At 44.2% G+C, this 12,037-nt stretch carries 11 protein-coding genes and 1 riboswitch; of the genes, 7 read left to right on the top strand and 4 right to left on the bottom strand.

The annotated features are described in order from the left end of the window. Positions 1-311: 311 nt before the first annotated feature. Positions 312-962, bottom strand: a complete 651-nt coding sequence (locus MHB43_RS28335) for a nitroreductase family protein (RefSeq protein ID WP_405130864.1) — start codon at positions 960-962, stop codon at positions 312-314. Between the two features lie 129 nt (positions 963-1,091). On the opposite strand from MHB43_RS28335, the gene MHB43_RS28330 reads away from it, so the two are divergent. After that, the gene (locus MHB43_RS28330; protein ID WP_167483811.1) at positions 1,092-1,457 is read left to right on the top strand and encodes a MerR family transcriptional regulator; all 366 of its coding nucleotides are present in this window, start codon (positions 1,092-1,094) and stop codon (positions 1,455-1,457) included. Positions 1,458-1,500: 43 nt separating this feature from the next. Here the strand turns inward: MHB43_RS28330 and MHB43_RS28325 are convergent, their stop codons facing one another. Together MHB43_RS28325 and MHB43_RS28320 are read right to left on the bottom strand one after the other, a co-directional pair. Next, a complete protein-coding gene (locus MHB43_RS28325; protein WP_405130863.1) occupies positions 1,501-2,175 on the bottom strand; it encodes a VOC family protein in 675 nt (224 codons plus the stop codon). 21 nt (positions 2,176-2,196) lie between these two features. After that, a complete protein-coding gene (locus tag MHB43_RS28320; protein WP_083684888.1) occupies positions 2,197-3,078 on the bottom strand; it encodes a LysR family transcriptional regulator in 882 nt (293 codons plus the stop codon). Between the two features lie 169 nt (positions 3,079-3,247). On the opposite strand from MHB43_RS28320, the gene MHB43_RS28315 reads away from it, so the two are divergent. Continuing rightward, entirely contained in the window at positions 3,248-4,429 is a 1,182-nt protein-coding gene (locus MHB43_RS28315) for an MFS transporter (RefSeq protein WP_339179644.1), read from the top strand. A gap of 37 nt (positions 4,430-4,466) precedes the next feature. Here the strand turns inward: MHB43_RS28315 and MHB43_RS28310 are convergent, their stop codons facing one another. Continuing rightward, entirely contained in the window at positions 4,467-5,435 is a 969-nt protein-coding gene (locus MHB43_RS28310) for a YafY family protein (RefSeq protein ID WP_339179642.1), read from the bottom strand. 86 nt (positions 5,436-5,521) lie between these two features. Between MHB43_RS28310 and MHB43_RS28305 the strand changes: the two genes are divergently transcribed. The 5 genes from MHB43_RS28305 to MHB43_RS28285 all read left to right on the top strand — a co-directional run bounded on the left by MHB43_RS28305 (position 5,522) and on the right by MHB43_RS28285 (position 11,793). Then, complete coding sequence (locus tag MHB43_RS28305) at positions 5,522-5,965, top strand: VOC family protein (RefSeq protein ID WP_339179641.1); 444 nt, start codon at positions 5,522-5,524, stop codon at positions 5,963-5,965. A gap of 705 nt (positions 5,966-6,670) precedes the next feature. Then, positions 6,671-7,591: a PAS domain-containing methyl-accepting chemotaxis protein gene (locus tag MHB43_RS28300; RefSeq protein WP_339305744.1), complete on the top strand. Its 921-nt coding sequence runs from the start codon at positions 6,671-6,673 to the stop codon at positions 7,589-7,591. 149 nt (positions 7,592-7,740) lie between these two features. After that, positions 7,741-9,453: a spore germination protein gene (locus MHB43_RS28295; protein WP_221820608.1), complete on the top strand. Its 1,713-nt coding sequence runs from the start codon at positions 7,741-7,743 to the stop codon at positions 9,451-9,453. A gap of 34 nt (positions 9,454-9,487) precedes the next feature. Further along, positions 9,488-10,588, top strand: coding sequence for a GerAB/ArcD/ProY family transporter (locus MHB43_RS28290; protein ID WP_339179636.1), 1,101 nt, complete (start codon positions 9,488-9,490; stop codon positions 10,586-10,588). Then, positions 10,585-11,793, top strand: a complete 1,209-nt coding sequence (locus MHB43_RS28285) for a Ger(x)C family spore germination protein (RefSeq protein ID WP_221820611.1) — start codon at positions 10,585-10,587, stop codon at positions 11,791-11,793. Before MHB43_RS28290 ends, MHB43_RS28285 begins: the two co-directional genes overlap by 4 nt. Before the next feature lie 70 nt (positions 11,794-11,863). After that, a riboswitch (SAM riboswitch) is annotated at positions 11,864-11,965 on the top strand. The last annotated feature ends 72 nt before the right edge of the window (positions 11,966-12,037 follow it).

Here is a 12,037-nt window from a genome sequence, read left to right as displayed (position 1 = left end):
TGTGGTAATCTGTGGTGGTTTCACGACTTTTTTATCACCTGACAAAAGTATTTAAGTTATGTAACAAAGGGTCCTGATGACAGTTGTCATCAGGATCCTTTGTTTATGAACGTATAATTAATGTTCCTATGTCCAAATCAGTATGAGGCTATTATAATGAAAGCCTTTAACTGATATAGGATGAGTACTCTGGTATTATGGAATGCACAGTAATTTTTATCTATTTTTCAGACTTAGTATTTACTTATAGTTGTTATATTCACTTAACTATTTAATACAAGAGATATTACTTCATTGAGAGTACCTGTTGATTATGCCCAAGTTGTAATCGTTTCAACCGGGAGACGATAGGAAGGATAGCCTTCTTTGGCTGCTTTCCCTATGGAGATCAACATGACGGGCTGGAACCGTTCTTTATCCAGGCCGAACGCTTCAGCAATCTGACCTTTGTCATAACCGGCCATAGGGTTGGTATCATAACCATGAGCACGGGCAACGAGCATGAGTTGCATGGATATGAGGCCTGAGTCAATGAGGTTCATATCACGCAATTCGGATGCGTTTATGTTCGCATAATAAGGTTTCACCTGCTGCATCTGCATATCCATGATGTCTTGGGACATGTACCCAAGTTCCACTGATTTGCTGAAAATCTCTTCCATGTATTCAACGTTGTTGGCATCGTAAAACACGGCAATGACGGCGGAAGACGTTAGTGCCTGTGTCTGGTTAAAAGAGGCCAGTGGTGCAAGCTTCTCTTTGCCTTCAGCACTGTCGATAACAAGAAAACGCCAAGGTTGCATGTTAATGGCCGAAGGGGCACGTGAAGCTTTCGCCAGTATTTCGGTCATCTCCTCGCGGCTGATCTTCACTTCAGGGTCGTAGGCTTTAACGGAATGGCGCTCCAAGACGATGGTATCAAAATCATTTGTTTTGTTGAATTGACCGGTAATTGTGTTCATATTGAAATCTCTCCTCATATCTATATTGGTGAGAGTAGGGTATAAATTATATCTCCATCTGTCTCACTATGAGGATTGTAAACTATGAAGTATACTTTATAGCAAGAAGAAGAAACGGGGGAAATCCATATGAAGATTAGTGAAGTAGCGAACCATGTAAACCTTCCGATATCCACGATTCGTTACTACGAGAAAATAGGTATTATCCCGGATGAACATATGCTGAGAGATCATAATAACTATCGAATATATGCGCAGAGCATTATTCAGCATCTGGAAGTGGTCAAACAATGTTTAGCTGTTGGTTTTACGATCCATGAGATCCAATCTATGATCTCTAAACATGGGTTTTCAAGTAATGATCAAGCAAGCATTATCCAAGCGAAAATATCAGAAATTGAAGAAACACAAAATAAATTAGAGAATTCCAAACAAAATCTGTACGAAATTCTTAAATCGGATATCACGTGTGAGGATGGTTTTGGTAAGTATTAAGCCGGAAGTCCCTCTATAGGTTTTCATTCAGTACGTTCTTACATCATATCGATTCAATCGAGTACATATCGTCCTGCATACGTAGACTACCTGGCTGTCCAGTTTCCACCTTCACCTCCGTGGCAAATACACCAGGCATACGCCCGTCTGGGAACCAGGGCATTTGTTTATCAAAGACAATAAACAAGCCTTCTGCATCACCCGTGGGGGAGAATTGTTTTCCGTCTCCGGCAAATGGTTCAAGTTGATAATGCCTATTCAATGTGCTCATCGTCTCAGGAACGTCATCGACAGGCAGACCGATTTCACTAATACATAACAGATGCTTCGCTTCGAAAGCTTCATCAACTGCGTTATCGAGTGAATGGTGAGCGATAAATTCCATCAAGTTGCCGCTTGGATCATAGAAATAGAAGGCTGTTGCATCCCAGTAAGGGAAATAAAATTCATCCTGTCCATCTTTCGAAAGCAATGGAATGTTACGGTCTTGAGCCCACCTTTTTGCATCAGCAAGTTTATTTGTTGGAATCGTAAATGCTACATGATAGTAGGGCTTCTCTTGTTCCGGCGCCTTCTTGAAAGATAGGACCGAGTTCCCCGCACGGAATGAAACGCGTGTTGCATTATCCTCCACAAGATCCAGTTCCAGTAGTGTGCCGTAAAACTCTTTTATGGCCTCGACCTGATGTGTCAACAAACCAACTTCTCTTATTATCATTTCATTATCCTCCTTTTAATCTCACCTTTGATTGAAATACTCGATTGTTTTCTCAATAAATGCCTTGGCCGATTGCGTCAGGTAACGGTCGGACCGATGGATGATCTCAAAGTGCCGGTAGGGCGGATCGTCTGTAATTCGGATGCAACGTAGCGTGGGCTCATTCATGGCTTTGATCAGAGGATAAGGCAGCAGTGTTCCTCCGACGTTGGCTTTGACCAAGCTAATGATGGAGGTTGCAGAACTGGTCTCCATGATGGTATTTAGGGTGAATCCATATTTACGGCAATAGCCATCGACCAATTCTCTGCCCGTAAATCCTTCGGGAAACATCACCGTTTGGATATCACGCAGCTCCTGAATTTCAATTGTGCTTCGTTCAGCCCAATCATGATTCTCGGAAACGACGAGTACATATTCTTCACTGCACAAAGGAATGCGTACAAGCCGTCTATCAGGGGCAGACGTGATCTCGATGCCGATGTCGACTTCATTTTCCAACACTTGATTTACGACATAGATCGAAGAGATAACTTTCAATTGCACTTTGGGGAATCGGGCATGAAAATCTACGAGCAGCGGAGTGATGCGGTAATCCAAATCGGATGGAAGAACACCAATCACCAATCGTCCCCGCTGATCATTCCGAAATTCAGCCAACGCATCTTGGGTATTCTGTAAATGCCGGATCATCTGTACACAGTGCTCCAGAAACAGAGTGCCTGCCTGGGTCATCACAATCTTTTTGCCGACACGGTCAAACAAAGGAACACCAAGTTCATCCTCCAATCCACGTATCTGTTGACTCAACGTAGGTTGAGATATGCCAAGTTTCTCCGCTGCCCGTGTAAAATGAAGCTCCTCACACACTGTAATAAAGTTTTCCATCTGACGAATCTCCATGAATTCTCCTCTAATCATTGGTTTTAGTAATCATTTTAATAGAAACAATAGTATTGTTCAATCATTATAATGATCCTATACTTAATTCGTGCACCACCCGAAGATCTTGTCATTAACAAATGGGATCTTTGGTGAAGGCAACGATACTACTACCATGAGGTGATCCATAATGAAACTTTTTTATATTGTATTGGCGCTTATTCTGGCTTCACTGAACTTAAGACCACCGATTACTTCCATTTCTCCTCTGATGAGTACCATACAGAATGATCTGGGTTTGAGCGGCATGACCGCCAGTCTGTTAACTACACTACCGGTATTATGTATGGGCATATTCGCTCCATTCTCTGTAAGACTAAGTAGAAGGTGGGGGAACGAAGGTGCCATTGTGCTGGCTTTAATCCTTATTGGGATAGGTACGGGATTACGATTGTTCGTAGGCGCAACTCCGTTGATGATGTTCACTTCTTTTCTGTCAGGCGTAGGGATTGCATTGGCAGGGCCACTGTTGTCAAGCTTCATAAAGCAGTATTTCCCTAACCGAGTGGCAGCCATGGTCGGCATCTACTCTACAGCAATGGTGATGGGGGCCAGCATTAGTGTGGGATTATCGGTTCCGCTTCAGCAGACGTTGGGTGGATCTTGGAGAGGTTCTTTGGCTACATGGGCATTACTCGCAGCCATTGCATTGCCGATCTGGTTAAAATTAGCTTGGTCTGCGCGTACAGAGAGACAATCCGGACAAACTTCGGCTGTCATTCATGCCCCACTTCCGGTGAAGAACAGGCGTGCATGGGTGCTGACACTGTTCTTCGGACTGATGGCCGCGATCTTCTATTCATTAACCGCGTGGCTTGCGCCAGCCATTCAAAGCCATGGATATAGCCAAGAGACTGCTGGCAACATCCAAACGTTATTTACATTGATATCACTGCCCTCAACGTTATTCATTCCCATGCTTGTACACCGATACCAAAGGCGTGTCTTCTGGCTTGTTGGATGTGCGATGTTGGAGTTAATAGGTGTCCTGATGCTGAATCTCTCTGTCAGTCCGTGGCTCGCGGCGATCCCGCTCGGTATTGGTGCAGGTGGACTGTTCCCGATTGCACTCATGTTGCCGATTGATGAGACAAACAATGCTCAGGAAGCTAGTAGCTGGTCCGCTATGACTCAATCTGGTGGTTACATTCTTGGAGCACTTGGGCCGCTGGCGATTGGTTGGCTCCGTGATCTAACAGGCAGCTTTGTGCAAGCATTTTATGGCTTGGCTATCATCATTGTGTTGCAGATTATCGTTCAATTGGCTATTGGCAATAAAAAAAGTTTAAAAGTTATCCAGGAGCAGAGCTAAAGGCACGTGAAGTAAACTGGAAATAGAAATATGATCTTTATACATGATCCAACAAGTCCAGGTAGTACTGCCTTAATGCTTTCTGTAAGGTGATGGGCTCCATAATCTTAATCGATTTACCATAGCCTGCAAGATATCTCACTATGAAATCAAGCTCGTGAGGTTCATACGAACCGACAAGATACATGTGTCCCCTCTTCTCGATGATCTGCATAGATGGGAAATGTTCTTGCTGGAATAGCTCAACCCCGGCTTCGTCAATCAGGCACTTGAACGGAGTTGCTTGTTCCGATGGTTTCCATAGAGACTGGGCATCCTGTGAATAGCGTTCATTTACATGAGTTAGAGGTTCAATCTCCGTTGTTTCGGTTGAAGTGATGCGGTCGCAGCGGAATACACGGTAGGCCTGTTTATGCAGATCATACGCCTGGCAATACCAATAGCCTTTCTTGGCATAAAGCGCGATGGGTTGAATGGTGCGGATATTGGTGTTTGCAGAAGATAACCTTTGATCAGAGGATCTACGCTGACTAACGTACGTAATCTGAATCACTATATTCTGCACAGCAGCCATCAACAGAAACTCCAAATGTGCACTATCGCGGATCTGCTCGGTATGTTGGAAGTAAACCCGGTGTTGGATATTCTCAATATCCTGTCGTTGCTTGTCGGATAACGCGCTCATAAATTTCTCATGAATGGTCCGGAAAGAGACTTGAAAGGGTAAGCTGGAGAAGCTGCGGAGAGCCTGCATTGCAAAATAAAGGGCATGAAGCTCACCCGTATTAAACGAAATGGGAGGCAGCTGCATCTGTTGCAGCAGTCGATATCCGCCGTAGCGTCCATATTCGACATAGATGGGCGCACCTAACTCTTCCAATGAAGTGATATCTCTTAACACGGTTCGTTTGGAGATCTGGAACTCCTGCATGAGATCTTGCAGGGTGAACTGTTGTTTTTGATTAATGAAGCGCAGCATCTGGTTCATACGTTCTGATTTTTTCATATCAAACCTCTTAATGGTGCCATGGATTGGCACCTTTCGTTGTTATAGTGATAAGTGTAATCCAATAGGAACAAGGAGGCAATATAATGAATTTTGAAGTGATACCATTTTTGTCGATGAACGGGGATGCGGCGGCAGCCATTGCCTTTTATGAGGAGTTTCTGGGCGCCAAGGTGATATTCAAGAAAAGTTATAAAGAGATGAAGGAGATGAACCCGGGCTTCGAGTACCCTGCCGGTCAGGATGAGTATATTACACATTCGGTGCTGGAGATTGGGGTTAACAAAGTCATGATTGCAGAAGAAGCAATGGACACGGAGAGAGCTTGGCAGCTGGGGAACAGCACGTCACTATGTATTCAATCCAAGGACAAAGATACAATCGATCAACTGTATCATTCTCTGATGCAACATGAGGGTGTGAAGGAACTGGTGCCGTACGAACAAAATGAATTCAGCCCAGGTTATGGCATTGTACGGGACCCATTTGGCATTGCGATTCAGCTGTGTGTCACTGTGCACAATTTTTAAAATGAGTTCATGCCCCCGGTTAAGCACTCGGTATGTAAAACCTGTAACTAACTTAAAAACATCAAAAAAAGAAGAGCCATGGATATCATGCGCTCTTCTTTTTTCGGTTTCTATGCAAGGTCGTTCAGTTTGTGCAGTGAAACGAAGCGCTGGACACCACGAAAAAATAAAGATGAGACTGGATAAGAAACAGAATGATGTACGACAAATCGTCCTGTTTTTCTTGTATAAAGGCGCTAAACAGTTACTACAAAACAGAAATTATGTTACAAATACGTTACAAGTGCAGAAGTGTATCCTTTTTTGCCTTATGTTACGATACGTACAAGTAGATACCGAGATATTTTACGGATAATATAAGTTATAACATCTCTTTTCTGGACGATGAATATGCTCCAAAAATATGATGATGGAAGCCTTTTATCCAGGATATTGCAGAAGCATTGAAACGCAGAAACAACTATATATTTTGACTGAACAAGGTTGCAATAAAGTGCAGGGATACTACTACAGCAAGCCATTGCCAGCGGATGAGGTGGAGCAGATTTTCTTTAGAAAAAATAAACGACAACAGGTGATCCAAAATGCTGCAAATCGGGTATCAATAGTAGAGTCATCTAGAACCTGATGGATACATATGTTGTTATGATCGTTTTTTGCTAGTTAAAGGCTGTCTATTATGGAATGAACTGTGGGGGTTATCAAGTGTCTGTATTAGATATGGAAAAGAAAGATGTTGTCACCGATGCAATGGTCATCAAGGCGATGGAGAAAAGTCTTGCTATCATTCGATTCGATCTGGATCGCCGGGTAACCTACGTGAATGAAGTCTTTGCCCAGACGATGGGATATACGGTAGATGAGATGTACGGCATGAAGCATCAGCAACTATGCTTCGGTCAATTTGCAAATACCCCGGACTATGATGCTTTTTGGAATAGCATATTTAATGGTGTCAGCTTCCAGGACAAGGTTGAACGCAAGGATGCAGAGGGAAATTCCGTATGGCTTGAGGCGACATATATGCCGGTGTACGATGAGACAAATCAGAAGATATTGGGTGTCTCCAAAATCGCCACCAACATTACCAACCGTCAGAACAACATTTCGGTCGTAGTGAATGAGCTAAAAGCGATGTCTCATGAACTAAATGGGCAGGCAGATGTAGGCATTGAACGGAGCCAGGAATTAATGTCCAGTATCTCCTATATCTCAGAGGTGTCCGCTACTAACCGTGCAACGCTGACTCATTTGCAGGAACAGGCCGGATCGATTCAGGGCGTGGTACGAACGATACGCGAGATTTCGTCTCAGACGCAATTGCTCGCGTTGAATGCTGCCATTGAGGCTGCACATGCAGGAGAATTTGGACGAGGATTCGATATCGTGGCTAAAGAAGTTAAGAAACTATCCGCAATGGTGGAGAGTTCGATTAACGAGATTCGTGATAGCGTTACCGGAATAACAAAGGAGATAGGTAATATCACAGGCGGTACCAAAAAAGTAGAAGAATATGTCGAGCAGAGCCAGAAGCAGATTGAGATCGCTCTGAATGATTTTACAGCAATTGCTGCATCGGCTCACTTGTTGGATGCCAAAGCGGAGCATGTGACCAGAATCGTATAAGAATATATAGTAATAGCGGTTCCTTACACAGGAACCGTTTTTTTTGTCGTTCAGTACACAAAAAAACGGGAATTATTGTGATCAAACGGGGACACAATACTTGGGAATACCTGCAGCTTCATCATGCAGAGAAATGTTGGGGTGGGAACATGTGGTCAACAATTGTATCCTACGTGCCGGATTGGACCATATGGATTCAGGCATTCTTGGTCCTTATCATACCGATCGGCATTACAGTAACCATGCGGTGGATCAATGCCGCCATTAAGCGTGGAACCTTCTCTCGTTCCGAGAAACCCTCCATATCCTCGAAAGATATTTCTCCTGCTACCGCGGGTCAGGGTCAGGGAACCGAAACAGGCCAATATGCCAATATTAAATTAACCGGCAAGTACAATACGGATCTGACCAGTGTAAGAGAAAGCTTTGGTCAAAATGCTGATGTTCACATTCGGGAATTTACCATTAGAGGTACCAATACAAGGGCAGCTGTCATATATACCGAAGGCCTGGTAGATCAAGACTTAATCGATGATCACCTGATTACACCGTTAATGTTGGAAGGCGTTCCAGAGCTTAAGCGGGAGGGGTTCCTGCATCCGGATAATGCGCATTTACTGTCGGCCTACCTGCAAGAGCAATTACTACCTGTCAGTCTGGTTGAGGAGACCAAGTCCCTCCAAGAGGTCGCAGTTGGCGTGCTTTTTGGCAAAAATGCACTGTTGGTCGATGGATTGCCGGGGGCTCTGTTAATTGGAGCTCATAAGATCAAAACACGTGGTGTGAATGAACCGGTGTCAGAGGGGTTGCTCCGTGGCCCCCGAATTGGTTTTACTGAACAATTAAGTGATAACACAGGTATTTTACGTCGGTATGGTAGTGATCAGAGCCTCTTTATTCAGAAGTATGAAGTAGGTTCACGGATCAAGAAAGATTTGGCTGTTGCCTATATTCAGGATATTGCTGATCCTAATCTCGTGGCGGAAGTCCAAAAGCGAATTGAAGAGATGGATATGGATTCCATGTTGGAATCTGGGTATGTTGAACAGCTCATCGAAGACAATACGCTCAGTCCGTTTCAACAAGTGTTGAATACAGAAAGACCAGACCGGGTGATGGGTGCTTTACTGGAAGGGCGAGTGGCTATTTTATTGGATGGGACGCCATTTGTCTTAATTGTGCCAGTGTCGTTTAGCATGTTGCTCCAATCTCCCGAGGATTATTATGAACGATGGATTCCTGGAACATTCCTGCGAATGCTGCGCTTTATGTCCGCCATGCTGGCCTTGCTCGCTCCTGCGCTCTATATCTCTTTTATCTCGTTCCATCCGGGACTTATCCCAACCAAGCTGGTATTGACGATCATTGAAACGCGGACGGGAGTGCCGTTTCCTTCAATCATCGAAGTACTGATCATGGAACTTTCGATCGAGATATTGAGGGAGGCTGGCATTCGTTTACCTAAGCCGATTGCACCCTCGCTAGGTATCGTTGGAGGTCTGATTATCGGCCAGGCAGCCGTACAGGCAGGAATTATAAGCCAATTCCTGGTCATCGTTGTTGCGGTTACCGCCATATCCTCCTTTACGATCCCTGTCTATAGTGCCGGCATCACACTGCGAATTCTGCGATTTGCTGCCATGTTTAGCGCAGCTGTACTCGGATTGTTTGGCGTGGTTATGTTCTTTCTCCTTATATGTACCCATCTTGCGAGACTCTCGAGCTTTGGCCTACCTTATGTTGCACCGGCCGTTCCTTATCACTTTGGGGAATGGAAGGATTTCTTTATCCGTGCTCCGCTAAATATGATGAGGAAGCGTCCCGAGATGTCTAATCCAATAGATAAAGACCGCAAAAAATAAATCAAGCAAATCACGAGGTATGAGGTGGGATGAAGTGAACGGTTCTGAAGGAAATATTAGCACAAGGCAGGCCGTCGTAGTTATTGTTAATTACATGCTTGGCGCTGGGATCCTGACCCTCCCCCGAACGACGAGTAAAGCTGTCGGAACACCGGATGTCTGGATCTCCATCATTCTGTCGGGACTGATTATCACGGGTGTCGGAATTATTCTGGTTACCCTGTGTCGCAGATTTCCGGAGAAAACAGTGTTCCAGTTCACCCGTGAGATTACGGGGAGCTGGATTGCTTACATATTGGGATTCGCCATGATTATGTACTTTATGGTGATTGCCGCATTCGAAATCAGGGTCATGGCTGAAGTGACAGGCATGTATTTGCTAGAGCGTACTCCGACATGGGCCATTGTGATGGTGTTTATGTGGATTGGCATATATTTGATCTCCGGCGGACTTGCTGTTATTGTGCGTGTATTTGAGATTATTTTGCCGATTACACTGATTATATTTGTGATTGAAATTTTGCTTAGTAATCAGTTATTTGAGATCGGCAATCTGAGACCCGTACTCGGAGAGGGTATCATGCCAGTCCTCAAAGGTTTGAAACCTTCGTTGCTGGCTTACACGGGGTACGAAGTCATGTTTGTCATGACTGCTTATATGAAAAATCCCAAAAAGAGCAATGTAGCCATGAGCTGGGGCATCATCATATCGACTATGATTTATCTGATTACTGTTGTGATGGTTGTAGGCAGTCTGTCACTCGACGGCATCAAAACACGTACTTGGCCCACGCTCGATCTGGTTAGAAGCTTCGAGATTCAAGGTTTGATCTTTGAACGGTTCGAATCCCTGCTACTGGTCATCTGGATTATGCAGATCTTCTCGAGTTTCACGATCACACACTATTGCGCTTCGGTGGGCATTCGGGATTTATTTCGTACGAAGAAGATCAAGGTCATTATGTACGCCTTTCTGCCAGTAATATATCTAACAGCATTAATGCCGAAAACCGTGGATGAAACTTTTGCACTGGGTGATATGTTGGGCAATCTATCCGTGCTTCTTTTTGCCATTTTACCTCTGTTGCTGCTGTTAATAAGTCTGATTCGCAAAAAGGGAGGCAAGCAAGCATGATTCGTATTTTTATGCTTTTACGTGTAGCCTTTGCTTTGTCCGTTCTTCTGGTAATATCCGGATGCTGGAGCAGTAGGGAGATCGAGGAACTAAGTGTCTATGTTGGTCTCGGGATCGATATCGCGAAAGAAACAGAATTTGAGAAGGACATCGCTGCCCAGGGAGGAAAGTATCCAAAGAATAATTATATAACGGCTACCGTGCAGATTGCTCCCGGGACGGGCGGTTCGAACAGTAAACAGGGCGGACAATCCGGTTCACCTGCTTCGGGAAAGACTTCCTATTCCAATGAACAGCTTACTGGAGATTCGTTGCTGCAAATCTTTCGTCAGTTTGCACTAAGGCGAGACCGTCCACTTATCGGACATCATCTAAAGGTCATCGTTGTCTCCAAGGATATTGCCAAAAAGTATGGTCTGGACCAGCTGCTGGATTTTGTACTTCGGGATAACGATATTCGTCCAAATTGTCTGGTGCTGATAAGTCATCATCGCGCCGTGGATGTCCTGACTTCGGATGATCCCTCTCGGATTCCAGCATTTTATCTAACAGGAATTACCGGTAATTCATACTTGTCCAACAAAATCCTTGACCCTGTTTTGCTCTCCAAATTAGATGCCCAAATGCAATCTGGTTCCAGTTTCTTGCTCCAGAATGTACTGTACTCCAATGGAGAGGGCAAGTTCTCAGGTGGCAGCATATTCGATGGGAAAACAACCAAGTTTATTGGAGAACTAAGTCAAACGGATCTGGAAGGTTTATCGTGGCTCAGGCCTAAGGAAAGAGGAGGCGTCTTGAAGACTTACAACAAAGAGGGATTCACTGTTGTATATGAAATGAAAAAGAAGAAAACAAAAGTAATTCCCAAGGTTGTTGGCAATGATATTTCATTCCATGTAAAGACCGAATCCGAAGGCTGGTTAATGGAGGATTGGCGTGCTCCCGAAAGAGAGGAAAAAGGGGCTTATCGCGGGGAACTGGAAAAAGAATTTGCTGAACTGGCGGAACAACAGATTCGTCAGGTGTTATACAAGCTGCAGCATACCTACAAAGTGGATGTTGCGGATTTTCGGGATAGCTTACGTATTAAAGAGCCCAAAACATGGAAGAAAGTCAAAGATGATTGGGATAACATTTTTAGTACCGTGCCAATTACGTACGATGTGAAGATTAGCATTACCAATCCGGGATCATCCACCGAATAGCGATGTGTTTCATTTATGATTTAAATGTTGACACATTCATGATAGATCGCTATATTTATAAAAAATCATTTTCTTATCCAGAGAGGTGGAGGGACTGGCCCTTAGAAACCTCAGCAACAGATCTGAAGGATACTGTGCTAATTCCAGCGGGTGAAAGCCTGATAGATAGGAGCGTTTGTTTTTATTTGTCAGTAACGGCGCACTCTTTAGGCAGAGTGGGTCTTTTTTGTTTTTTCTGGATGAA

The sequence above is a fragment of the Paenibacillus sp. FSL H8-0317 genome, from assembly GCF_045040685.1.
Taxonomy (GTDB): domain Bacteria; phylum Bacillota; class Bacilli; order Paenibacillales; family Paenibacillaceae; genus Paenibacillus.
Note: the sequence above shows the minus strand (reverse complement) of the source record. Positions and strands in the feature narration are given on the sequence as shown.

Excerpts from the sequence above, each read along its gene's own strand:
- MHB43_RS28320 (WP_083684888.1), bottom strand. The coding sequence starts at position 3,078 with ATGGAGATTCGTCAGATGGAAAACTTTATTACAGTGTGTGAGGAGCTT.
- MHB43_RS28285 (WP_221820611.1), top strand. The coding sequence starts at position 10,585 with ATGATTCGTATTTTTATGCTTTTACGTGTAGCCTTTGCTTTGTCCGTT.
- MHB43_RS28335 (WP_405130864.1), bottom strand. The coding sequence starts at position 962 with ATGAACACAATTACCGGTCAATTCAACAAAACAAATGATTTTGATACC.
- MHB43_RS28330 (WP_167483811.1), top strand. The coding sequence starts at position 1,092 with ATGAAGATTAGTGAAGTAGCGAACCATGTAAACCTTCCGATATCCACG.
- MHB43_RS28315 (WP_339179644.1), top strand. The coding sequence starts at position 3,248 with ATGAAACTTTTTTATATTGTATTGGCGCTTATTCTGGCTTCACTGAAC.
- MHB43_RS28325 (WP_405130863.1), bottom strand. The coding sequence starts at position 2,175 with ATGATAATAAGAGAAGTTGGTTTGTTGACACATCAGGTCGAGGCCATA.
- MHB43_RS28295 (WP_221820608.1), top strand. The coding sequence starts at position 7,741 with ATGTGGTCAACAATTGTATCCTACGTGCCGGATTGGACCATATGGATT.
- MHB43_RS28310 (WP_339179642.1), bottom strand. The coding sequence starts at position 5,435 with ATGAAAAAATCAGAACGTATGAACCAGATGCTGCGCTTCATTAATCAA.
- MHB43_RS28305 (WP_339179641.1), top strand. The coding sequence starts at position 5,522 with ATGAATTTTGAAGTGATACCATTTTTGTCGATGAACGGGGATGCGGCG.